Genomic DNA, 21,056 nt, shown 5'->3' with positions numbered 1-21,056 from the left:
GGTCGTGGGTCGTCAGACCGGCCGGAGAGCTGGAGTGGGACGGTGCTCGCGGCGTGGGAAGAGCGCGAGGACCGCGGCGACGGCGTTGGCTCCCGTCACGGTGAGCCAGGCCGAGGAGTAGGAACCGGTGTGGTCGACGATCAGGCCGAAGGCCATCGGGCCGGCCGCGAAGCCCAGGTACAGTCCGACGGCGAGGACCCCGGAGGCGATGCCGACGGTGTGGACGGGCGTGGCCCGCATCAGGGTGAGCATCAGGACGACGTTGGCGGCGATGCCGCTCGCCCCGAACAGGGCGGTGCCGGCCCAGATCAGCGCCGGGGTGTGGAGCCGCTCCGCCGCGATCAGCAGGCAGGAGGCGAGCGCGGCGACGGCCGCCAGGATGAGCAGCGGGCCGCGGGTGTCCCGCGCCCGGTCGGCCATCCGGCCCCAGGTGATACGGGCGACGAGACCGATACCGCCGGCGACGGCCGCGGTGAGCCCCGCGGTCCGCACCGACATCTCGAGCCGCTCGAAGCCGTACAGGGGCAGGTAGACGTTGGTGGCCTGGAGCGCGGCGCCGGTGACGAACGCGTAACCGGTGAGCCACCAGACGAGGGACGGCAGTCCGCCCGGTCCGCGCTCTGCGCCGGCCGGCGGCGTCGGCCGTCCGGCAGGGACCGCACCCGGCACCAGTATCAGGCCCGCCCCGGCGGCGAGGGCCGCCACAGCCACCGCCCCGCGCCAGCCCCACACCAGTGCGACGCTCGGTAGCAGCAGACCGGCCGTGAACTGGCTCATCTGCACCCCCGACTGCTTCAGTCCCATCAGGTGGCCGCGCCGGCCCTGCGGGACGCCGGCCGCGATGAGCTGGTTGGTCACCGGGTTGGACACGGCCTGGGCCGCGCCGCAGAGCGCGACCGCCACCAGCAGCCAGCCGTAGGACGAGGCGGTCGCCGTGCCGAGAAGGGCCAGGCCCGCCACCCCGAACAGCACCCCGAGGACCGCCCGCGGGCTGAACAGGTCCGCGCATCGGCCCACCAGTGGCGAGAGCAGGGCCGCCGTCAGGAACGCCGCGGTCGGCAGGGAGCCGAGGGCGGCTCGGCTGAGCCCCAGGTCGGCCGTGACCAGCGGGGCGGTCGCGGTGAGTCCGTACAGGGCCAGCGGGCCGACGCCCATCGACAGCACGAGCATCGGTGCGAAGCCGCGGGGAACGCCCGAACGGGAGCGGCTCGGATGGCGAGTACCCACCAACCCCCCTTTCGCATGTCGAACGATGGTGCGTAAAGTGATTGCACCGTAGGGCTGCCGATGGGCGCCGTCAAGAGGTGTGTTCGAAGGCCGGGAGAGGTCGGGTACTACTGCCCGTGCGTGGAATGGATCTTCCACGCACCTCGGCCGACGACTTCCGGGTCCCGTCAGCGGCAGCCGCGTTGCCATCTCTTCACTCTGGCGACTAGCGTGCGACATGCGCACACCATGCGCTCAGGTTCGGCACGGGACAACGGGGAGCTGAGCGCCGATCCACGCACCCACACCCCCTGCCGCAGAAGCAGAAAGCGGGACCGGATGACCAACGGGACTCGACGCTCACCTCGCGACACCGACTTCGTCCAGTCGCTCGCCCGGGGGCTGGCCATCGTCAACGCCTTCGACGCGGAACACCCGCGGATGACTCTCAGCGAGGTGGCCCGTGCCACGGACATGGCCCCCGCCACCGCCCGCCGATTCCTGCTGACGCTGGCACAGTTGGGGTATGTGGACCATGAGCACGGCGTGTACCGGCTGCGTGCCCGCGTCCTGGACCTGGGCTACCGGTACCTCTCCCGGCTGTCCGTCCGGGACGTGGCCGAGCCGCACCTGGAACGGCTGGCGGCCGAGGTCCGTGAATCGTCCTCGCTCTCCGTCCTGGACGGTGACGACATCGTCTACGCGGCCCGGGTCCCCGTCACCCGGATCATCGCGATCGCGATCGGCGTCGGCACCCGCCTCCCGGCGCACCTGACCTCCATGGGGAGGGTGCTCCTCGCCGGACTCTCCGAGGAGGAGCTGGAGGAGTACCTCGCCCGGACGACCCTCACCGCCTGGACCAGCCACAGCCTCACCGATCCGGAAGCGCTGCGGACGGACTTGGCCCAGGTGCGCAAACAAGGCTGGTCCATCGTCGACCAGGAACTCGAGCAGGGGCTGCGTGCGGTGGCGGTGCCCGTACGCACCCGGTCCGGCGCCACCTTCGCGGCCGTGAACATCTCCACCCACGCCAACCGGACCAGCGTCGAGGACATCCGTCGCCGGCTGCTCCCACCGCTGCTCTCCACCGCCGCGCGCATCGAGGCCGACCTGCACAGCTACCCGGCCGACCTCGCCGCCACCCCCCGAGGAGGGGCCCATGCCTGAGGAGACCGCTCGGGAGATGCCCTTCGTCCAGTCCCTGGAGCGCGGACTGCAGGTGCTGCTCACCCTCGGCGACGCCTCCGGTCCCCTGACCCTGGCCGAGGTGGCCAGGAGAACCGGCCTCACCCGGGCCGCCAGCCGCCGATTCCTGCTCACCCTCGTCGAGTTGGACTACGCGCGCTTCGACGGCCGGGGGTACGTTCTCCAGCCCCGGGTGCTGGAGTTGGGGCGGGCCTACCTCGCCAGCCTCCGCCTGCCCGACCTGGCCCTGCCCGCCCTGGAGCGGCTGGCCGCGGACGTTCGGGACACGACCTCGCTCACCGTGCTGGACGGCGACGAGATCGTCTACGTCGCCCGGGTCCACGGCTTCCGGATCCTGACGGTCGCCATCGCCGTCGGCACCCGCTTCCCCGCCTACGTGACGTCCACCGGGCGGGTGTTGCTGGCCGGGCTCGACGACGCCGAGCTCGAGAGCTACCTCGCCCGCACCGACTTCCGACAGCTCACCGCCGGCACCGAGACCGACCCCGACCACCTCCGCAAGGAGATCCACCGCATCCGGCGGCGGGGGTGGACGGTCACCGACCAGGAACTCGAGCAGGGGCTCCGCTCCATCGCGGCACCGGTCCGTGACGAGCGGGGCCGCGTCGTCGCCGCCGTCAACATCTCCACCACCGCCGGCCGCACCTCCCTGGAGACCATGCGGAGCTCCTGGCTGCGCCGGCTGCTGGAGACCGCCGAGGAGATCGGTGAGGAGTGCTCCCGGCTGACGGGTGAATGAGGGCGGCGCGGCGGCCCCGGCCCTGCCGGGGCGCTGGGGTGCGGCCGGTCCCCGCGCGGCGAAACGGGCCTTGCCGACGTTGCCGCCGCCGAGGGTGGCCCCGACCCGACGCGGGAGCCGGCCCGCCCCGACAGCGGCGCGGCCGGACCGGTGGCGCCGCGCGGCCCGATGACGGTCCGCGAACGCCGGAAGGCCGGTCTGCGCCGTTCGGAACCCGTCGCCGCCGGACGGGTGTCGTACCCGTACTCGTTCGTGTCGCCGCCGGGTAGCCGGCGGTGCAGGACTCGGTGCGCGGCCGGGCCGGCGGGTGGGCGGGGACTTCACGCCGTGGGGTTCCGACGCCCCCGTTCACCGTGCCCGTTCATCCGAGGGGCCCCGCGGCGCGGCCCGCCCCGGCCTCGATGCCGTCGGCCGCGAAGGCCGCGCGTCGGAGGCCGCGGTGTCCTTCGCGTGCCGGGCGCGGATCAGGCAGCGCGGTGGCTCCGGACGCAGGTCGAGTACCGGGCCCCAGCGACACAGTAATGACATCCATTTTCATGTATCGTCTGTCTCGCTCACCGCTCACATCCGGAGGTTCTCATGGCCGTACCCAAACGCAAGATGTCGCGCAGCAACACCCGGCACCGTCGCGCTCAGTGGAAGGCCACGACGCCGCAGTTGGTGACGGTCACGGTGGACGGCGTGCCGTACCTCGTCCCCCAGCGGCTGGCCAAGGCGTACGAGCGCGGCCTGCTCCGCCCCGAAGGCTGACCCGGCATGTCCGACGCCCCCTCGCCGCGCCTTCCCGTCACCGTCCTGTCGGGCTTTCTCGGTGCCGGGAAGACCACCCTGCTCAACCACGTCCTCACCAACCGCGAGGGCCTGCGGGTCGCCGTCATCGTCAACGACATGAGCGAGGTCAACATCGACGCCGCCCTCGTGCGCGGCGGCGAGGCCGCCCTGTCCCGCACCGAGGAACGCCTGGTCGAGATGACCAACGGGTGCATCTGCTGCACCCTGCGCGACGACCTGCTGGAAGAGGTGGACCGGCTGGCGCGCGAGGGGCGCTTCGACTACCTCCTCATCGAGTCCTCCGGCATCTCCGAGCCCATGCCGGTGGCCGCCACCTTCGCCTTCGCCCGTGACGACGGCGCCACCCTCGACGACCTGGCCCGGCTGGACACGATGGTCACGGTCGTGGACGCCGCCAACTTCCTGCCCGAACTGGCCGGAGGCGACGAACTGGCCGAACGGGGCCTGGACCAGTACGAGGACGACGAACGCACGGTCAGCGACCTGCTGATGGACCAGATCGAATTCGCCGACGTCATCGTGCTCAACAAGCTCGACCTCGTCGACTCCGCGTCCGCCGACCACCTGAGGGCCGCCTTGGCACGGCTCAACCCCGCCGCACGCGTGGTGCCGGCGGTACGAGGCCGCGTGCCTGCCGGCACCGTCCTGGGTACCGGCCGCTTCGACCTGGAGCGCGCGCAGCAGGCCCCGGGGTGGGTCAGAGAACTCAACGGCGACCACGTCCCCGAGACGCAGGAGTACGGCATCTCCTCGACCGTCTTCCGCTCCACGACGCCCTTTCATCCCGGGCGGTTGTGGACGTTCGTGACGCAGGCACTGGACAGCGGAGCCTACGGGCAGGTCCTCAGGTCCAAAGGCTTCTTCACGCTCGCCAGCCGGCCCCGTGTGACGGGGCTGTGGTCGCAGGCCGGTTCGGTGGCGCGCTTCGAGCCTTCCTCCGCTCGTGACACCGACAGCCCTTTCGCGCAGGAGCTCGTCTTCATCGGAACGCGACTGGACGCGGAGCCGCTCCGGGCCGCCCTGACCGGCTGCCTCATGCGGGACGGCGAAGCCCTGCCCGCTTCCGACCCCTTCCCCGCCTGGGACACCTACGGCTTCGACGAGAGCTGCGCGCACGAGCACGACCCCCTCACCACCGTGACGGGGCACTGAGACTCCGGGCCGGGCGGTGGTCGCAGCCACGGCACCGTCCGGCCCGGTACACACCTGTGCCGGAGAGGCCGCTCATGGACGACAGGAAGAAGCCGCGCCTGGGGGCGGTACAGGAGACGCTCCTCATACCGCTGTACGCCCGCGCGGTGGAAAACCGCAAGGAACACGCACTTCTGAGGGATGCGCGGGCCGAAGAGATCGCCGCCTCGATCGACTACGAGTTCGCACGCTTCGACGGCCTCCCGTCCCTCACCGGCGCGCTGTTGCGCACCCTCCTCTTCGACCGGTGGGTGGCGGACTTCCTGTCCGCGCATCCCGACGCCACCGTGGTCGAGATCGGCACCGGACTCAACACACGTCACGAACGGGTCGACAACGGCCGCGCCCGGTGGTTCGGCCTCGACCTGCCCGACGTGATCGCCCTGCGCCGGAACTTCTTCACGGACAGCCCCCGGCGGACGATGATCGCCGCTTCGGTGACGGACGAGGCGTGGGTCGCGAAGGTGGCCTCGCGCTCCACCGGGCCCTGCCTGTTCGTCGCGGAGGCCGTACTGCCGTTCCTGCACGAACCCGACGTGCGAAGGGTCGTCGACCTCCTCGCCGACCGCTTCCCGGGCGCCCTGCTGGCCCTGGACACCGCCGGCCCCGGCTTCTTCGACACCCAGGAACAGCACGACGCCCTCGGCAGGGTCGAGGCCCGTATGCACTGGCACTGCCCTGATCCGGCCCGACTGGCCGACTGGCGGCCGGGTTCGCGCGTCCTGGCGTCACACACCCTCACCAGCCTTCCCGAACCGCTGGTGGCCCAGTTGCCGCTCCCCTGCCGGCAGATGGTGTCCGCCCTGGCCGCGCAGCGGCTCCCCCAGGCCGAGGGCTACCGGCTCAGCCTCCTGCGCCTGCCCTGACGTCCGCAGGCCCCCTCCGCGCCGGTTCCGGCCGTGACTCCCCCGAGTCACGGCCGGATTCTCCGCTCGTGGTGCGAGCGGCGCGGCTACCAGGAGGACTTGGTGACCCCGGGCAGGAAGCCGGCGTGGGCCTGCTCGCGCAGGCGGACCCGTGACAGGCCGAACTTCCGCAGGTGGCCGCGCGGCCGTCCGTCCACGCTGTCCCGGTTGCGCACCCGGGTGGCGCTCGCGTCGCGGGGCTGGCGCCGCAGTTCTTCCCTCGCGGCCTGGCGTTCGGCGTCGGTGGAGGACGGCCGGCGGATGATCTCCTTCAGCTCCGCACGGCGGGTCGCGTACCGCTCGACGGTCGCCTTGCGCTTCTCGTTCTGGGCGATCTTGCTCTTCTTGGCCATCAGACCTTGCCCCCTCGGGCGCGGATACGGGCCACGGCGGCCTCGATGCCGATGCTGTCGACAGTCTTGATCGCCCTCGCGCTGAGCGTCAGGCGGACATGTCGCCCCTCGCTGGGCAGCCAGTAGCGCTTGCGCTGGATGTTGGGGTCGAAGCGGCGCGAAGTGCGCCGATGCGAGTGGGAGATGGCGTTGCCGAAGCCCGGCCGGGCTCCGGTCAGTTGGCAGTGGGCGGACAAGGTCCTACCTACCTCTCGTCGGACGGCTAGTTTTTGGTAATGGAAACCATTCCCATATACTACCCCTCATGGCACGCAACGAGGTACGCCCGATCATCAAGCTCCGCTCTACGGCGGGAACCGGCTACACGTACGTCACCCGCAAGAACCGCCGCAACGACCCCGACCGCCTGGTGCTGCGCAAGTACGACCCGGTCGCCCGGCGCCACGTCGCCTTCCGCGAAGAACGCTGACCTCCCACCACTCCCCCTCCGCCGCCCCCGACCTCAAGGACGCCCCATGAAACCCGGAATCCACCCCGCGTACGGTCCCGTCGTCTTCCGCGACCGAGCCGCGAACTACGCGTTCCTCACCCGCTCCACCATGACCAGTGAGAAGACGATCGAGTGGGAGGACGGCAACACCTACCCGGTGGTCGACGTCGAGATCTCGAACGTCAGCCACCCCTTCTACACGGGGACCGCCAGGGTCCTGGACACCGCCGGGCGGGTCGAGCGCTTCGAGCGCCGGTACGGTCGGCGCGGAGCCCACTGATGCGGGACGAGACCGGACTGCCCGTCGTCATCGTCGCCGGGCTCCACGCCGAGGCACGCCGCGAGGTCGTGGAGCACCTCCTGCGCCTGGTACCCGGCAGCGTCGCCCTCCATCACGACCTGTCCACGGCGGCCGACGGCACCGTCCTGCGCCAGGTGCGCGACGCTTCGGGCGAGCTGTCCCGGTGCGGCGCCCCGCTGGTCAACGACTGCGCGTGCTGTGCGCTGCGCGAGGACCTGGTCCCCGAGCTGGAACGACTCGCCGACGCCGGCCTCACCCGGCTCGCCGTCGTCGAGCTGTGGGACTCCGTGGAACCCAAGGGGATGGCCGAGGTCGTCGTCCACCACGGCGGCGACGCGGTGCGGCTCACCAACGTGATCACGGCGGTGGACCCCGCTCTCGTGCTCCCCTGCCTCGGCAACGGCGACGACCTGGCCGAGGCGGGCCTCGCGGCGGCAGCCACCGACCAGCGCACGGTCGGCGACACCTGGGCCAGGCAAGTGGAGTACGCCCCCGTCCTCGCCGTCGTGGAGAGCGAGGACGCCGACGACGAGGACCGGGCACTCCTCAGCCAACTCCACCCCGTCGCCCGGCAGGTGAGCGCCGACTCCGCGGAACTCGCCCGGCTGGCCTTCGCCGGCTTCGACGCCGAAGCGGCCGCCGCGGCCCAGCACCCCGCCTGTGCGCTGCTCCCCCAGGAAGCCGACGAGGCGGGCGTCACCACCTTCGTCTGGCGCCGGCACCGCCCGTTCCATCCCGAACGCCTCTACCAGGCGCTGGAAGACCTCTGCTGCGCCGCGGCCCGCAGCCGCGGACGGTTCTGGCTCGCCGACCGCCCCGACACCCTGCTCGCCTGGGACGCCGCGGGCGGAGCCCTGTGCGTGGAGAGCGCCGGCCCGTGGCTCGCCTCCCTGCCGGACGCCGCCTGGGAGATGGTCCCGCCCGTACGCCGAGCGGCCGCCGCGATGGACTGGCACCCCGAACACGGGGACCGCTGCCAGCACCTCGTCTTCACCTCACCCGGCCTGGACCGCGACGGGCTCGCGCGCGTGCTGGAGTCCTGCCTCCTCACCGACGCCGAGTACACCGCCGGCCCCGACGCCTGGAAACAACTCCCGGCCGCGTTCGACTCCCTCCTCGAGCCGACCGCGTAGAACCGTCCGCATCCGCCCCACACAGAAGGAGCACCATGGCCCCCCGTCAAGGCCCCCGCAAGCCGCTGAAGTCCCGCCCCAACCCGCTGGACGCGGCCGGGATCACCTACATCGACTACAAGAACACCGACCTGCTGCGGAAGTTCCTCTCCGACCGCGGCAAGATCCGCAGCCGCCGCGTCACCCGCGTCACGGCCCAGCAGCAACGACAGCTCGCCGCGGCGATCAAGAACGCCCGTGAGATGGCGCTGCTCCCGTACCCGAACCGGTGAGAGGCGACCTCTCACCCCCCGCGCACGGCTTCTCCGCGGGAAATCCGAGCAGGGAGAGCGCACCCCTGCCCACGACGTCCCATCCCTCCGAAGACCCACGACCCGCCCACTAGGATCGTCGGTCCTCACACACCGGTGCTCAGCGGTACCGGCAGCCTCGCCGCAGCCGGTCCGCCGGCAAGATCATGGTCTACGGCTGGAGGTCACGCTGGTACCAGGTGCCCGACCGGCCGCCAAGGTCGGCCGGGGCGGCGGGGCCAACCGGGCCGAACCCGGCCTTGGCCAACACCTTCCGGGACGCGACATTGTCGTGGGAGGTGGCAGCCCGTAGTGTGCGCAGCCCGTGCCGCGCCGCCGCCAGCCGGCAAAGCTCCTCGACGGTCGCGGTCGCCACGCCGTGGCCGGCGACCTGCCGTGCGACCCGGTAGCCGAGTCTCGCGGTGCCGCCCTCCAGGTCGTACAGGTTGAACCTGCCGAGTACCGAGCCGTCCTCGGCGACGAGCACGTAGAAGGCGCAACTGCCGTCCTCCTGCTCGGCCAGCAAGGCGTGGTACCGGTCGGTGAACTGGTCGAAGAAGTCGTCGCCGCGGTCGGGGACCGAGGCAGCGAAGTAGGTGCGGTTCGCCAGCTCGAAGGCCAGCACCGCCGGGGCGTGGTCGGCATGCAGCCGCTTCAGCTCGGACATCGCCCGACCCTACCCGGATCGCGCGCTGAGGCCACCCGAGTTCCCGCCCGTGGCAGACGGCCCCGAGACCAGGGAACACAACGGCCCACTGCTGGAATGTCGTCTGTTCACTTCCCAGGGTGCCTGCGGACAGTGTGGGGTGAACAGTCAGGCGTCGGGGTCGACTTCGGGATGCGTGAACCGCACGGGCTTGCCCAGCGACCGGGCGTAGGCGATCTCGGCCCGGGTGCTGTCCCCGATGTAGTCGCCGACTACGAGCACCTCATCAGCGAGCCGGATCTTCGCTCGGTGCAGATCGCCAAGTCGACCCTTCAGCGCCTCAGCCTCGGCCTGATCGGACCGGAGTTCGTGCGGCGATGTCATGTCAACACAGGGTTTGACGACAATCCTTCCGGCCTTGGTCTCCTGGAGATCGGCCTCGTTCATCTCGGTCACGCATCGGGTGGAGCCGCACACCACGACGATACGCGGGAGGCTCAGCCGCCTCTTCGCGTCGGCGAGTTCCCCCTCGGGCGTGAGCGGTTGCGGGTATGACACTGGTTCCTCCTGGTGGCGTGGCCCGAACAACCCGGCGCACCGCAGCGCCCCGGCCAGCGGACACCCTGCCAGACTTCGATGGCACCCAGCCAAGGCTCGCTTTCGTCTGCCCCGGCGCGGGTGCTCGGCGTGGGAGGGGGCGTGTTCCGGGAGTTCGGCGACGTGGCTGTCGTAGAGGGCGTCGACGATGGCGCGGCCCCGGCGTTCACCGGTGACGAGCCCGACAGCGCGCGGCAGGCGGAGCCGGTGGGAGCAGGCGGAGGTTCCCCCTGCCCACGGCTTCGACGGGGCCGCCGGCCGCGCAGGGGCGTTCCTGGAGGGGGTCCCGGATGTGCGGCCGCCAGGGGGTGGCCAGGGCCTGGAGGGTGGCCGCGTGCCGGTGGCCCCCGCCGTGTCCAGGCGCTCGCGGGGGTGGCTTGTTCTTGCCGGTTCGGCGCCCCATGCCGCCCGCCCCGCCCACAACACATGAAGACCTGTTCAAGTATTCCTGTAAGGTGGATGCGTCGCCCTGCCTCCGCCCCGAAGGGTTGTTCTTTGTCATGCCTGCTGACCTGCTCCAGCGGCCCGAACGGGCCACTCCGGCCGCTTCGCGTACGGCACCGAAGCGCCGTACGCGGGTGTTCGCCCTGACGGAGGCCCGTTGGGCCGCCGCGGCGCTGGTGCTGTTCCTGATCGCACTGCCACTGCAGTTGACCGGCGCCCCCGCCTGGACGTGGGGGCCGTTGTACGCCGCCGCCTACGTCACCGGCGGGTGGGGACCGGCCTGGGCAGGGCTGACGGCGCTGCGCGAGAAGACGCTGGACGTGGACCTGCTGATGATCGTGGCCGCGATCGGCGCGGCCTCGATCGGGCAGGTGATGGACGGTGCGCTGCTGATCGTCATCTTCGCCACCTCCGGCGCCCTGGAGGCCCTGGCCACCGCTCGCACCCAGGACGCGGTGCGGGGGCTGCTCGACCTCGCCCCGACCGTCGCCACCCGCCTGGCCGACGACGGGAGCGAGTCGACGGTCCCGACCGAGGACCTGGTGGTCGGGGACACCATCCTGGTCCGCCCCGGTGAGCGAGTCGGCGCCGACGGCCGCGTCCTTGCCGGGGCCGGCGACGTGGACCAGGCCACCATCACCGGCGAGCCCCTGCCGGTCGCGAAGGAGGCCGGGGACGAGGTCTTCGCCGGCACCCTCAACGGGACCGGCGCCCTGCGTGTCAAGGTCGAGCGGGACGCCTCGGACTCGGTGATCGCCCGGATCGTGGCCATGGTCGAGGAAGCCTCCGAGACCAAGGCGCCCACCCAGCTGTTCATCGAGAAGGTCGAGCAGCGATACAGCCTGGGCATGGTCGTCGCGACCCTGGCGGTATTCCTGGTCCCCCTCGCGTTCGGCGGAGACCTGACCGGCTCGCTGCTACGGGCGATGACCTTCATGATCGTGGCCTCGCCGTGCGCGGTGGTCCTGGCGACGATGCCGCCGCTGCTGTCGGCGATCGCCAACGCCGGACGTCACGGCGTCCTGGTGAAGTCCGCCGTGGTGATGGAACGTCTCGGGCAGGTCGACGCGGTCGCCCTCGACAAGACCGGCACCCTGACCGAGGGCACCCCCCGCGTCACCGACGTCCGCCCCTTGGACGGCTCCGGCCTGACCGAGGACGCCCTGCTGGCGCTGGCGGCCACCGCCGAGCACCCCAGCGAACACCCCCTCGCCCGCGCCGTCGTCAACGCCACCCGCGCCCGCGGCCTGGCCATCTCCGACGTGCGGGACTTCACTTCCGCCCCCGGCGTCGGTGTCACCGCCACCGTCGGCGGCCACGTGGTCAGGGTCGGCGCCCCGGCCCGCCTCCTCGACGGTGACGGCCGCGACGGCGCGGCCCGCGCCGCCGAGGTCGCGGCCGGCCTCGAGGACGGTGGCCGCACGGCCGTCCTGGTCCTGCGCGACGGCGTCCCGGTCGGGGTGCTGGGCGTCGCCGACCGGCTGCGTCCCGATGCCACCGCGACCGTCACCGCCCTGACCACGCTGACCGGCGACGCTCCGATGCTCGTGACGGGCGACAACCCGCGCGCCGCCGCCCGCCTGGCCGCCGAGGCCGGCATCTCCGGCACCCGGGTCCACGCCGGTCTCCTGCCGCAGGACAAGGTCGAAGCCGTACGGAGCCTGGAGGCCCAGGGGCGCAAGGTGCTGGTCGTCGGCGACGGCGTCAACGACGCGCCCGCCCTGGCCGCCGCCCACACCGGCATCGCCATGGGCCGCGCCGGCTCCGACCTCGCCTTGGAGACCGCCGACGCGGTCATCGTCCGCGACGAACTCGCCACCGTCCCCACCGTGATCGCCCTCTCGCGGGCGGCCCGGCGCCTGGTGACGCAGAACCTGGTGATCGCCGGAGTGTTCATCTCCGGCCTGGTGGTCTGGGACCTGGTGGGCCACCTGCCGCTGCCGCTCGGTGTTCTCGGGCACGAGGGATCGACCGTCATCGTCGGCCTCAACGGGTTGCGTCTGCTGCGCGACGCGGCCTGGGTCCGCGCGGCGAAGGACACGCGATGAGCCGCCGTACCAGGAAGGCCGCCCCCGCGAGGGGGGCGGCCCGGCCCACCGTCACCGTCTGCCGCGGCTGTTGCTGCGGCACCCCGGCCGAGGTGCCGCACCTGGACCACGAAGCCCAGCTCACCGACCTGCGCACCCGACTCGCCGGAGTCGCGATGGTCCGGCGCGCCGACTGCCTGGACGCGTGCGAGCGCGCCAACGTCATCGTCATCCAGCCCTCCGCCGAAGGCCGCGAGGCAGGCGGACGCCCGGTCTGGCTCGGCCAGGTCAACGACCCCGGCGCCGCTGCCGACATCACCGACTGGGTCAAGGACGGCGGCCCCGGCCTCGCCGAACCGCCCGACATCCTCGACCTCTACACGTTCAGCCCGTCTCGCCGCGTCCGCCACGCACTCGACGACTGACCGGCCCTCCCGCCCGTCCCCGACGCACTGACACCGCTCAGCCGAACCCGCGAGGTCCCGCGCTCCTGCCCCTATACCGGACGACGGCAGCCGGCGAGGAGGGTCGCGACCATGCGCTTGGCGTCGGCCTGGTCGTACTCGGGGCCGGTGATGCAGAGGTTTCCGATGGCGCGCATGAGCGTGTAGGCGGTGAGGCCGGGGGTGATCTCATCGGCGGCGGCGCAGGCGTCGAGCAAGGTCGCGCAGGGCGGGACCAGGGTGTCGAGCATGAGGCCGTGGAGGTTCTCCAGCCCCGCGTCCCCGGACCCCAGCGCGGCGCCGAGGCCGTGCTTGGTGACCAGGAACTCCACGAACGCGTCCACCCAGTGGGTCAGCGCGGTGAACGGAGAGGGCGATTCCTCCAGGAGCCGGGGGGCGAGCGCGGCGCACATGTCGATCTGGTGCCGGTAGACGGCGGTGACGAGGTCCGCCCGGGTCGGGAAGTGCCGGTAGATCGTGCCGACGCCCACGCCGGCGCGTTCGGCGATGTCGCGGATGGGGGCTTGGACGCCCTGCTCCACGAAGACGGCCGCCGCGGCCGTGAGAACACCGCTGCGGGTGCGTCGCGCCTGCGCTTGGCGTACTCCGGTCGGTTCCGGCACGAGGGCTCCCTTTACTCGCGGAACAACGTTCCGCTAAATTGGCGGAACGCCGCTCCGCCAAAGTATGGCAGAGAGACGGCTCCCTACGGAAAGCGCAGGTGCCCCATGCCTTCCAGCCCCCTCGGCCAGCGGATCGTCGCGGTCAAACCCCTCACGGTTCCCGCGCCCGATCGCGGCGTCGCCCTCCAGGTCAAGGTCACCGCCCCGCTGTCCGGAGCGAACCTGCCCGTCATCGTGTTCTCCCACGGCAACGCCTGGTCCATGGACGGATACGAACCGCTCGCCGACCGGTGGGCCGCGGCCGGATTCGTCGTCGTGCAGCCCACCCACCTGGACTCCCGCCGCAACGGCATCGGGTGGGACGATCCGCGCTTCGCCACCATCTGGCGCGTCCGGATCGCCGACCTCCACGCGGTCATCGACGGTCTCGACGGCATCCTTGCCCAGGCGGGCGGTCTCGAGACCCGGGTCGACCGTGAGCGCATCGCCGTCGTCGGCCACTCCTGGGGAGCCCAGACGGCCGGCGCGCTCCTCGGCGCGCGCGTGCTCGACGCCGACGGCGCTCGCGGAGAGGACTTCTCCCACCCCGCGGTCTCGGCCGGCGCGCTGATCGCCGCGACCGGAACCGGCGACTCGCTCACCCCGTTCGCCGCCGGGCACCTTCCGTTCATGCGGCCGGACTTCTCCACCATGACCGCCCCCGCCCTGGTCGTCGCCGGCGGCAAGGACCAGTCGCAGCTCTCCACCAGGGGGCCGGAGTGGTTCACCGACGCCTACCGTCTCGGCCCGTCCCCGAAGAGCCTGCTCGCCATCGCCGAGGGCGAGCACACCATGGGCGGCGTCGCCGGTGAGCAGGTCGCCGAGACCACCGACGAGGACCCCGACCGTGTCGCCCTCGTCGCCGACGCGATCTCCGCCTATCTCCTCGACGCCCTCCGGATCGACGACGCCGCGTGGACCGCCGTGCACAACGCCGGTGCGGCCGGCGACGGTGCGTGGAGCGTCGCCACGAAGTGACCAGCACGTTCCGGGTCACGGGGCGCAGCGAAGAGATCACCGCGGTGGCGCAGGCAGGGGGCCTGGCCGCGTTCCCGGGCGAGGACCGGCAGTTGCCTCTTGTCCGGTTGGGGTCCGGCCGGCCACGCGCACGCCTTGGCGGGGAGGCGGATGCACCTCGCACGGCCCTCGGCCCGGTCGGCAGGGTCGCCCCGCCCCTCAGTCGCGGCGGTACCTGGCCGCCATCGCGTGAAACACCTTCTTCGGTTCCCAACGGCTCTCGTCGAGCATGCGGACCACACCGTAGGAACCCAGATCCGCCTCTCCAGGTCTGCTGTAACCGGCGAAGGTGAACCAGAGCGCGGTGTCCACCCCTTCCTCCTCGAAGGCGTCCAGCAGTTCGGTGAGATAGCGGACCTGCTCGTCCTCGTCCGGCACCGCGTCCCGCGGCACCTGCCAGGCCGAGCCGCCCCGCCCGCCCGCGCCCCGGTAGGCGCAGGTTCCGTACTCGGTCACCGCGACGGGTTTGCCGTGTGCGAGGTGTCCCCGCAGTTCGGACCGGAAGCTGTCGGCGTTGTACGCGGCACGGTAGGCATCGACGCCGACGAGGTCGAACGGACGCCAGTCGACGAACTCCCAGGGAGCCGAGGCATAGGTGATGCGCCCGCCGAAGCGGGCACGCACCGTCCCGGCGGCTCGCGCGAGGAAGACGTTGAGACGTTCCTGCACCGGGCCAAGGCCGTTCCACCAGTCCATGTCGGCCTCAGCCATGGCCCGCAGGCGGTCGCCGTAGGTGGCGCCCGGGAGGAAACCACCGCAGAACGCGCTCATCTCACAGCCCGCGACGAACACCACTTCGGCACCGCTCCGTCGTACGGCTTCGGCCCGGGTGGCACAGTCGGCGAGGAACGGCAGCAACCGGTCGGCGGGAAGGTCGACGGGGAACGGGGCGAACCACACCTCGAGGCCGACGGCTGCCGCGCAGCGGGCGGCGATGGTCAGCCGTTCGGGATCCCGGCCGGAGACGCGAACGGCATCGCAGTGCAGCTCGTCGGATATCACCGCCATGTCGTGCCGGACCGTTTCGTGGGTGAAGGTCTTGCGGGAGAGGTCCCGCCCGGGGAGGAACCCGGTGTCGTAGTTGATGCCCCGTGCGCGCACGTCAGTGCCCCTTCGCAGGAGAGACGCCGTGTTCCAGCAGGGCGAAGGCGAGTTCGGTGTCCTTCGCCAGGGCGCGGACCGCCTCCTGTGGGGGCACGCCGTCGACCAGGAGACGGAAGAAGCTCTCCCTGAGGGTCAGCGCGGTCGCCGCGATCTGAGCCGCCACCAGTGCGGCCGCCGTCTCCCCGTACTCCTGCGCCAGTACGTCGGCGAGCGCCCGGCGTTGCTGGTAGAGCAGGGCGTTCGCGGCTCCGCTCAGCGCGGGGCTGTCGAAGATCACGCGCATCTGGGCGAGCACCTGGTCCCGGTCCATCGCTGCCATGTGCCCGTTGGCGAACGCCTCGTAGTGGGCTCGCAGTGCCTGGAGCGGGGAGTGCCCCGCCGGCCGTCCGGCGACGATCTCGGCCAGGTTCTCCTGTCCCACGCCCTGCAGCGCGAGCGACTCCTTGCTGGGGAAGTACGCAAAAAGGGTGGCCTTGGCGACTTCGGCGGCCTCGGCGATCTCACTGACCGTGACGGCGTCGAAGCCGCGCTCGGCGAACAACCGCAGTGCCACAGCGGTGATCCGCTGCTTCGTCTGTTCCTTCTTGCGCTCACGAAGTCCTGCCATGCGGTGACTATAACCAGACGTGGTTCAGAATTGAACCCGGTCTGGAGATCGCGTGGTTCGCCACCGCGGCGAAACGGCGCGTGGCCGGGTCGGACCTCCGGCGCCCGACCGGCACCGGCGGCCCGCAGGACCCGGGAACGAAGCCGACGGCGACCCGCCCAGGGCCGGCAGATATATTTCGTACCTCGATATATCCTCGACGCATGACACGACGGAACCCGGTCCTGACGGAACCGCAATACTTCATACTTGCCGCGCTCATGGACGGACCGTTGCACGGTTACGGCATCATCAAGGCCGCCGAGCGGGCCACCGACGGGCGGCTCCGGATCGCTGTCGGCACTCTCTACGGCGCGCTGGAGCGGATGGAGCGGGCCGGGCTGGTGGCCGCCGGCGACGAGGAGATCGTGGACGGGCGGGCGCGGCGCTACTACCGGCTCACCGAGGACGGCACCGAGGCGCTCGGCAGGGAAGCGCTGCGGATGCAGCAGGCGGCGGCCGTCGTCATCGGACTCCCGGGAGATGCCGGGGTAGCCCCGGCGTGAACCGTCTGCTGCTCGCGGCCTACCCCGAGCCCTACCGGTCCCGGCAGGGAGAGGAGTTGCTGGCCTGCCTGGCCGAGGCGTATCCCGGCCGCTCCTGGCCCCCGCCGCGGGAGGTCGTCGCCTTGGCGCGTGCCGGGGTGCGGGCCCGCGCCCGTGCCGTCGTCGACGACACGGCCCGGCCGTGGTGGCTCGACGGCGTCCATCTGGCCGCTCTCGTCCTCGCCGCGCTGGCGCTGGTGCCGTACCTGCAGGATGTGTGGCACTGGGCGCTGCACATCGATCCCGGCCGGCATGCCATCGCCTTCCACTTCTCCGGCTGGTACCCGTGGGCGCAAGGCCCCGGCACACGGACGCGGCTCCTGCCCTACGGACTGCTTCCACTGGTCTGCCTGGTCGCCCTGGTGCGCGGCAAGCCGTGGATCGCCCTGCCGGCGGCAGCGACGATGATCTACGCCGGCGCCACGTTCACCAGCACCACGCTCTTCGGCGACGAGGGCAAAGCGGGCCTGGGCTACTACGGGCTGGGCGCCCCGATAACGGCCCGTGACCTGGTGCTGTCCGGGACCCTGTGCACCGCGTGCGCCGTGCTGGCGGCCTGTGGTCCCGGCCGGCTGCGACGTCACTCGTACCGTTGGCTGGCCCCCGTCGCGCTCGCCATGTTCATGGCTGGCGGCCTGCACATCGTCTCCCTCAGCCCGGTCTTCCAACGCGGCCTGTTCGCCCTCGAAGTCACCGCGCTGATCGCCGCATGGGTGGCGACGGCCGCCACCGGCGACTACCGGTGGCTGATCCCCGTCGCGGCGGTCGCGTTCGTCCGCATCCAGGCGATCGTCAGCCGGCCGAACGGGTTCATGCAGTCCCTGCCGGACCTGGTCGTCCTCCTCCTGCTGATCGCGCCCCTCCCGGTGCTGGCGATCACCGCCCAGCGGCGGCAGAGCCAGGCGCTCCTCGAATAGGGACCTCCGGGGGCCGGCCGGGCCGGCCCCCTCGCGCCCAAGACGGCGCGTGACCGCACTGCCCTCCACGAGGAACGGAGAAAGCGATGACTCACCAGGACCCCCCGCCCCCGTCCACGCGCCCGGACCCCGGCCAGGTCCCGGGAACCGCTGCCGGGCCCAGCCCCGCGCGGACCATACGGCCGCGGGCCTCGGCTCCGCTGTACCTCCTGGGCTTCCTGGCGGTGTACCTGATCGCCGTCCGCACCCCGTCCGGACAACGCGCCGAGAACGCCCTGTTCGGCGGGTACGGCGCCAAACCGGCATGGATCTACGACTGGTCAGGGGCGGCGTACGGCTCGTCGGCCCTGCCACCCCTGGAACAGACCGCGATGCCCACCCTGCTCGTGGGCCTCGCGGTCATCGCGGTCGTCACCGTGGTACGCCGGTCCTGGTGGCGAGGCTGCGCGGCGATCGGGATCGTCATCGCCACCGTCGGGAGCAAGGAACTCACCAGGATGGCCCTGCCCCGCCCCGATCTGGTGGACGCGCGCGTCTCGCTCATCGAGCCGAGCTTCCCCAGCGGACACGTGGCCATCCCGGCCGGACTGGCTCTCGGCGCCGTCTTCGTCGCCTCCCCCCGCGTCCGCCCCTACCTCACCACGGTCGGCGTGCTGTGGCTCGCCGTCACCGCCGGCGCCGTCCAGGCCACCTACCACCACCGGCCCAGCGACGTCCTGGGCTCCACACTGCTGGCCTGCGCCTGGTACAGCCTCGCGGCACGACTGCTGCCCCCGGCCGGCGCACCGGGTGTCATGCGGCGCCCTGCGGCACTGCCCGCGGTCGCCCTGGCGCTGTCGGCCGTCGGCGCGCTCCTCGCCGGGGCGCGGGACGACTCCGTCACCCAGTCGCTGGTCTTCGCGGCCGCGGCCTTCCTGTGCGCGGCCCTCCTCTGGTCCACCGCGGCGGAGTGGCCCGCACGCCGCACACGCCCCGCGCCACCCGAACGAAGGCCGCTCGTCCGCCCGCCGCGGTGAACGGGGGCGCGATCAGCCTGCGGCGCGGGGCACGATGGACCGGCCGTCCGCGGCGGTGATGTCGACGCCGGACAGGTCCACGTCACCGACGCCTGCCCGGACCGCGTCCGCCCCCGCCGTGGCGATCCGTCCGCCGATCGTGGCCGTACCGATCCGGCCGCCCGGCTTCACGCTCAGGGCCACGGCGGCCAGCTCCACCTGCACGCCCCGCACCAGGCTGAGGCCGATACCTCCGGAAGTGGTCAGGTCCCCGCGCACTTCCAGGTGCGGCAGTTCCCTGCTGACCTGAACACCCACCGAGCCGTCGCCCGTGGTGGCGATCGAAGCGAACGACGCGCGTGCGAGGGACCCGTCGTAGACGTGGAAACCCCGCGCCCCGGTCCCGTGGGTGGTGATCGGGGCCTGGACGTCGAGGCTGCCCAGGGCGCCGAAGTTGACGAACCCGATCCCGCTGGGGCCGTGCGAGGTCAGCGGCGCGGTCGCCGTCCATTCCCGCACCCTGCCCCCAGTTGTCCAGCACCATGTCGTTCTGCCCGTACGTGGTGACCGTCCCGGTGTTGAGCACCTGGTCGACCACAGCCCCCGAGATGACGAACACCCCGCCGCTGATCAGGTCCGGTGTCCCGGCGGCGATACCGCCATCGGTGTGAATCTCCCCGGTCCGCAGCGTGCTCACCCGCACGGTGCCCCCGTCCGCGGCCCCGCCCCGGTCGCCGTGCCCGCCGACGAAGACGCCACTGCCGCGCACCGGCCGCCCGGCGCTGCCGGCGCTTACCCCCAGCAGTTCTGCGGTGATCTCCACCGCCGGGCACATCGGCGGCCTCCACGACCACGTCGGCCGCTGTCACGTGTCCCGAGCGCACGGTGTCCCGGGCGAGCAGCAACACCTGACCGGTGGTACGCACTCCGCGCAGCGTGAGCGTGCCGAAGTCGGTGACGGAGGTGTCGTTGAGGATCGCGGCCTCGTGCTCGGGGCAGTGCACGGTCACGTCCTCCAGGACGTTGTCCCGGGTCAGCCGCACGCCCTTGGCGCCGAACTCCAGAACGCCACCACGCAGACGCACGCCCGGGGCGAGCGTGACCATCGGCATCCCGCGGACCACACCGTCGACCTCGATGGCGAGCACCCGGAACTCGGCCGCCCTCACCAGATCGGCCGCCGTCGACACCCTTGTCCACTCCAACGCAGCACCTCCCGGGACGCAGCCGTACGCCCTTCCTCACGTGTAAGGGCGTGCCCCGCATGTCGCGGCTGCCCCGCCGGGCCCGCAGGTCCTCCCCGGTCACCCGGCGCGACCGGCTCGGCCACCCGCCCCCCTTCTCGCCCAGCCGTCCTCGCCCGCGTCCGGCCGGCGAGGTGCCCGATCCGGGGCTGGAAGCCGTCAACCGGGGCCGCCCAGGGGGCTGTTCGCTTCACCGTGTCCTTTGCTGAGGCGGGTATGACACGACGGTGCAACCCGGTCGGTCGTGGTCCGCTTGCTCCGCTCCTCGCGGCTCGGGCCCGGGGGTGGGGTACCGGGAGGTGTTGAGGAGAGCGAGGCCAAGGGGGGTGAGGCTGTGGAGTGCTGTGTTCCGCTCTCGGACGGTGCGGACCAGTCCCGCCGCGCGCAGCGTGTTCGCTGGCGCTCGGAGGTGAGATGCCCAGGAGGCCGGCGAGTTCCTTGGTGGAAGAACCGGGGTGATCGGCGATGGTGTGGAGAACGGCGGCCCGGGTTTGCCCGAGGAGTGGGACCACCGGAGACCGGGATCCCGGCGGGGCCGGGTGTGGTGGGCGGGTGAGCAGAGGTGGCAGGCTCGAGTCCCCTTGGCCGAGGGGGTATCTGACCACGGGCTGCGGCCTGGCGTCGATGTCGATGGCGGGCGCTTCGGAGGCGAAGACCGAGGGGATGAGCAGCAGTCCGCGTCCTTCGAGATGGAGGTCGCCGTCGAAGCCCGACTGCATGGCGACCTCCAGGACAGGCGGATTCCAGCGGATACGCCGAGGGTGGAGCGAGGCAAGCAGGTGTTCCATCCCCCCGACGAGCACCTGGCGCATCCGCTTCGTCCGGTCCGCTGCGGCTTCACTGACGACCTGTGCCCAGTGGGGAGACAGCAGCACGGCGTGAACGTGCTCCAGACCGTCACAGAGCTGCCGTAGCAGGTCGGAGTCGTCGGCCAGGTTGTGCGCCCATGACGGGAGTGGCCGCCACTCCGCCACGTGCGCCAGATCCTCGCGGATCCGGGACCGGGGTACGGCGCGTACCCGCTCCAGCAACTCGTGTGGACCGCCGCTGTCGGCGGTGGTGAGGAACGTGGGTGCCCAGCCGCCGGCCGGGATCAGGTCGAGGACCATGCGGGCCGCGGGATCGAGCCTGGTGTAGGCGGCACGTCTCCAGGCTCCGAATCG

25 protein-coding genes and 1 pseudogene are annotated in these 21,056 nt (G+C 72.0%); 16 read left to right on the top strand and 10 right to left on the bottom strand.

Features of this window, described 5'->3' with window-relative positions:
• Positions 1 to 12 precede the first annotated feature (12 nt).
• Complete coding sequence (locus VM636_RS27035; RefSeq protein WP_158786354.1) at positions 13 to 1,227, bottom strand: MFS transporter; 1,215 nt, start codon at positions 1,225 to 1,227, stop codon at positions 13 to 15.
• A 318-nt stretch (positions 1,228 to 1,545) separates the two neighbouring features.
• Between VM636_RS27035 and VM636_RS27030 the strand changes: the two genes are divergently transcribed.
• From VM636_RS27030 to VM636_RS27010, 5 genes are all read left to right on the top strand, one after another.
• The gene (locus VM636_RS27030; protein ID WP_030417686.1) at positions 1,546 to 2,373 is read left to right on the top strand and encodes an IclR family transcriptional regulator C-terminal domain-containing protein; all 828 of its coding nucleotides are present in this window, start codon (positions 1,546 to 1,548) and stop codon (positions 2,371 to 2,373) included.
• On the top strand, positions 2,366 to 3,151 hold the full coding sequence (locus VM636_RS27025) for an IclR family transcriptional regulator C-terminal domain-containing protein (protein WP_030417687.1): 786 nt from the start codon (positions 2,366 to 2,368) through the stop codon (positions 3,149 to 3,151). Before VM636_RS27030 ends, VM636_RS27025 begins: the two co-directional genes overlap by 8 nt.
• A gap of 579 nt (positions 3,152 to 3,730) precedes the next feature.
• Positions 3,731 to 3,901, top strand: a complete 171-nt coding sequence (gene rpmF, locus VM636_RS27020; protein ID WP_007387878.1) for a 50S ribosomal protein L32 — start codon at positions 3,731 to 3,733, stop codon at positions 3,899 to 3,901.
• Positions 3,902 to 3,907: 6 nt separating this feature from the next.
• Positions 3,908 to 5,095 carry a GTP-binding protein gene (locus VM636_RS27015; protein WP_053913189.1) on the top strand — a complete coding sequence of 396 codons (1,188 nt, stop codon included), beginning with the start codon at positions 3,908 to 3,910 and terminating at the stop codon, positions 5,093 to 5,095.
• Positions 5,096 to 5,169: 74 nt separating this feature from the next.
• A complete protein-coding gene (locus tag VM636_RS27010; protein WP_338485911.1) occupies positions 5,170 to 6,000 on the top strand; it encodes a class I SAM-dependent methyltransferase in 831 nt (276 codons plus the stop codon).
• 86 nt (positions 6,001 to 6,086) lie between these two features.
• Here the strand turns inward: VM636_RS27010 and rpsN are convergent, their stop codons facing one another.
• A complete protein-coding gene (gene rpsN, locus VM636_RS27005) occupies positions 6,087 to 6,392 on the bottom strand; it encodes a 30S ribosomal protein S14 (RefSeq protein ID WP_030417690.1) in 306 nt (101 codons plus the stop codon).
• Positions 6,392 to 6,628, bottom strand: a complete 237-nt coding sequence (gene rpmB, locus VM636_RS27000; protein ID WP_030417691.1) for a 50S ribosomal protein L28 — start codon at positions 6,626 to 6,628, stop codon at positions 6,392 to 6,394. Before rpmB ends, rpsN begins: the two co-directional genes overlap by 1 nt.
• A gap of 68 nt (positions 6,629 to 6,696) precedes the next feature.
• Here rpmB and rpmG point away from each other — a divergent pair, with 68 nt between their 5' ends.
• The 4 genes from rpmG to rpsR are packed head-to-tail and all read left to right on the top strand — an operon-like array spanning position 6,697 to position 8,588.
• On the top strand, positions 6,697 to 6,861 hold the full coding sequence (gene rpmG, locus VM636_RS26995) for a 50S ribosomal protein L33 (RefSeq protein WP_030417692.1): 165 nt from the start codon (positions 6,697 to 6,699) through the stop codon (positions 6,859 to 6,861).
• A gap of 46 nt (positions 6,862 to 6,907) precedes the next feature.
• A complete protein-coding gene (locus tag VM636_RS26990; protein WP_030417693.1) occupies positions 6,908 to 7,162 on the top strand; it encodes a type B 50S ribosomal protein L31 in 255 nt (84 codons plus the stop codon).
• A complete protein-coding gene (locus tag VM636_RS26985) occupies positions 7,162 to 8,316 on the top strand; it encodes a GTP-binding protein (protein WP_030417694.1) in 1,155 nt (384 codons plus the stop codon). The genes VM636_RS26990 and VM636_RS26985 overlap by 1 nt, the downstream gene beginning before the upstream one ends.
• A 35-nt stretch (positions 8,317 to 8,351) precedes the next feature.
• Positions 8,352 to 8,588, top strand: a complete 237-nt coding sequence (gene rpsR / locus VM636_RS26980; RefSeq protein WP_030417695.1) for a 30S ribosomal protein S18 — start codon at positions 8,352 to 8,354, stop codon at positions 8,586 to 8,588.
• Positions 8,589 to 8,778: 190 nt separating this feature from the next.
• Here rpsR and VM636_RS26975 read toward each other — a convergent pair whose 3' ends face one another.
• The 3 genes and pseudogenes from VM636_RS26975 to VM636_RS26965 all read right to left on the bottom strand — a co-directional run.
• Positions 8,779 to 9,273, bottom strand: a complete 495-nt coding sequence (locus VM636_RS26975) for a GNAT family N-acetyltransferase (RefSeq protein ID WP_030417696.1) — start codon at positions 9,271 to 9,273, stop codon at positions 8,779 to 8,781.
• 147 nt (positions 9,274 to 9,420) lie between these two features.
• Complete coding sequence (locus tag VM636_RS26970) at positions 9,421 to 9,810, bottom strand: hypothetical protein (protein ID WP_030417697.1); 390 nt, start codon at positions 9,808 to 9,810, stop codon at positions 9,421 to 9,423.
• 102 nt (positions 9,811 to 9,912) lie between these two features.
• Positions 9,913 to 10,272, bottom strand: a pseudogene (locus VM636_RS26965) (transcriptional regulator); the annotation flags it as partial.
• Between the two features lie 77 nt (positions 10,273 to 10,349).
• Between VM636_RS26965 and VM636_RS26960 the strand changes: the two are divergent.
• Entirely contained in the window at positions 10,350 to 12,341 is a 1,992-nt protein-coding gene (locus VM636_RS26960) for a heavy metal translocating P-type ATPase (protein ID WP_338485910.1), read from the top strand.
• Complete coding sequence (locus VM636_RS26955) at positions 12,338 to 12,745, top strand: hypothetical protein (protein WP_030417699.1); 408 nt, start codon at positions 12,338 to 12,340, stop codon at positions 12,743 to 12,745. Before VM636_RS26960 ends, VM636_RS26955 begins: the two co-directional genes overlap by 4 nt.
• 71 nt (positions 12,746 to 12,816) lie before the next feature.
• Here the strand turns inward: VM636_RS26955 and VM636_RS26950 are convergent, their stop codons facing one another.
• A complete protein-coding gene (locus VM636_RS26950; RefSeq protein ID WP_053913192.1) occupies positions 12,817 to 13,386 on the bottom strand; it encodes a TetR/AcrR family transcriptional regulator in 570 nt (189 codons plus the stop codon).
• A gap of 105 nt (positions 13,387 to 13,491) precedes the next feature.
• Here VM636_RS26950 and VM636_RS26945 point away from each other — a divergent pair, with 105 nt between their 5' ends.
• A complete protein-coding gene (locus VM636_RS26945; RefSeq protein WP_030417701.1) occupies positions 13,492 to 14,403 on the top strand; it encodes a chlorophyllase in 912 nt (303 codons plus the stop codon).
• Positions 14,404 to 14,601: 198 nt separating this feature from the next.
• Here the strand turns inward: VM636_RS26945 and VM636_RS26940 are convergent, their stop codons facing one another.
• Entirely contained in the window at positions 14,602 to 15,543 is a 942-nt protein-coding gene (locus VM636_RS26940; protein ID WP_338485909.1) for a hypothetical protein, read from the bottom strand.
• A 1-nt stretch (position 15,544) separates the two neighbouring features.
• Positions 15,545 to 16,153: a TetR family transcriptional regulator gene (locus tag VM636_RS26935; protein ID WP_030417703.1), complete on the bottom strand. Its 609-nt coding sequence runs from the start codon at positions 16,151 to 16,153 to the stop codon at positions 15,545 to 15,547.
• 203 nt (positions 16,154 to 16,356) lie between these two features.
• Here VM636_RS26935 and VM636_RS26930 point away from each other — a divergent pair, with 203 nt between their 5' ends.
• The 3 genes from VM636_RS26930 (at position 16,357) to VM636_RS26920 (ending at position 18,670) form a co-directional block, all read left to right on the top strand.
• Entirely contained in the window at positions 16,357 to 16,698 is a 342-nt protein-coding gene (locus VM636_RS26930) for a helix-turn-helix transcriptional regulator (RefSeq protein WP_338485908.1), read from the top strand.
• Positions 16,695 to 17,654 carry a hypothetical protein gene (locus VM636_RS26925; protein WP_338485907.1) on the top strand — a complete coding sequence of 320 codons (960 nt, stop codon included), beginning with the start codon at positions 16,695 to 16,697 and terminating at the stop codon, positions 17,652 to 17,654. The genes VM636_RS26930 and VM636_RS26925 overlap by 4 nt, the downstream gene beginning before the upstream one ends.
• Positions 17,655 to 17,740: 86 nt before the next feature.
• Positions 17,741 to 18,670, top strand: a complete 930-nt coding sequence (locus VM636_RS26920; RefSeq protein WP_338485906.1) for a phosphatase PAP2 family protein — start codon at positions 17,741 to 17,743, stop codon at positions 18,668 to 18,670.
• A 12-nt stretch (positions 18,671 to 18,682) separates the two neighbouring features.
• On the opposite strand, the gene VM636_RS26915 is transcribed toward VM636_RS26920, so the two are convergent.
• The gene (locus tag VM636_RS26915) at positions 18,683 to 19,168 is read right to left on the bottom strand and encodes a hypothetical protein (RefSeq protein WP_338485905.1); all 486 of its coding nucleotides are present in this window, start codon (positions 19,166 to 19,168) and stop codon (positions 18,683 to 18,685) included.
• 11 nt (positions 19,169 to 19,179) lie between these two features.
• Here VM636_RS26915 and VM636_RS26910 point away from each other — a divergent pair, with 11 nt between their 5' ends.
• Positions 19,180 to 19,320, top strand: a complete 141-nt coding sequence (locus VM636_RS26910; RefSeq protein ID WP_338485904.1) for a hypothetical protein — start codon at positions 19,180 to 19,182, stop codon at positions 19,318 to 19,320.
• The last annotated feature ends 1,736 nt before the right edge of the window (positions 19,321 to 21,056 follow it).

The sequence above is a fragment of the Streptomyces sp. SCSIO 75703 genome (genome assembly GCF_036607905.1).
Lineage (GTDB): Bacteria > Actinomycetota > Actinomycetes > Streptomycetales > Streptomycetaceae > Streptomyces.
Note: the sequence above shows the minus strand (reverse complement) of the source record. Positions and strands in the feature narration are given on the sequence as shown.

Excerpts from the sequence above, each read along its gene's own strand:
- VM636_RS26975 (WP_030417696.1), bottom strand. The coding sequence starts at position 9,273 with ATGTCCGAGCTGAAGCGGCTGCATGCCGACCACGCCCCGGCGGTGCTG.
- VM636_RS26985 (WP_030417694.1), top strand. The coding sequence starts at position 7,162 with ATGCGGGACGAGACCGGACTGCCCGTCGTCATCGTCGCCGGGCTCCAC.
- VM636_RS26920 (WP_338485906.1), top strand. The coding sequence starts at position 17,741 with ATGACTCACCAGGACCCCCCGCCCCCGTCCACGCGCCCGGACCCCGGC.
- VM636_RS26935 (WP_030417703.1), bottom strand. The coding sequence starts at position 16,153 with ATGGCAGGACTTCGTGAGCGCAAGAAGGAACAGACGAAGCAGCGGATC.
- VM636_RS27015 (WP_053913189.1), top strand. The coding sequence starts at position 3,908 with ATGTCCGACGCCCCCTCGCCGCGCCTTCCCGTCACCGTCCTGTCGGGC.
- rpsR (WP_030417695.1), top strand. The coding sequence starts at position 8,352 with ATGGCCCCCCGTCAAGGCCCCCGCAAGCCGCTGAAGTCCCGCCCCAAC.
- VM636_RS26930 (WP_338485908.1), top strand. The coding sequence starts at position 16,357 with ATGACACGACGGAACCCGGTCCTGACGGAACCGCAATACTTCATACTT.
- VM636_RS26945 (WP_030417701.1), top strand. The coding sequence starts at position 13,492 with ATGCCTTCCAGCCCCCTCGGCCAGCGGATCGTCGCGGTCAAACCCCTC.
- rpsN (WP_030417690.1), bottom strand. The coding sequence starts at position 6,392 with ATGGCCAAGAAGAGCAAGATCGCCCAGAACGAGAAGCGCAAGGCGACC.
- VM636_RS27030 (WP_030417686.1), top strand. The coding sequence starts at position 1,546 with ATGACCAACGGGACTCGACGCTCACCTCGCGACACCGACTTCGTCCAG.
- rpmG (WP_030417692.1), top strand. The coding sequence starts at position 6,697 with ATGGCACGCAACGAGGTACGCCCGATCATCAAGCTCCGCTCTACGGCG.
- VM636_RS26955 (WP_030417699.1), top strand. The coding sequence starts at position 12,338 with ATGAGCCGCCGTACCAGGAAGGCCGCCCCCGCGAGGGGGGCGGCCCGG.
- rpmF (WP_007387878.1), top strand. The coding sequence starts at position 3,731 with ATGGCCGTACCCAAACGCAAGATGTCGCGCAGCAACACCCGGCACCGT.
- VM636_RS27025 (WP_030417687.1), top strand. The coding sequence starts at position 2,366 with ATGCCTGAGGAGACCGCTCGGGAGATGCCCTTCGTCCAGTCCCTGGAG.
- VM636_RS26960 (WP_338485910.1), top strand. The coding sequence starts at position 10,350 with ATGCCTGCTGACCTGCTCCAGCGGCCCGAACGGGCCACTCCGGCCGCT.
- VM636_RS26990 (WP_030417693.1), top strand. The coding sequence starts at position 6,908 with ATGAAACCCGGAATCCACCCCGCGTACGGTCCCGTCGTCTTCCGCGAC.
- VM636_RS27010 (WP_338485911.1), top strand. The coding sequence starts at position 5,170 with ATGGACGACAGGAAGAAGCCGCGCCTGGGGGCGGTACAGGAGACGCTC.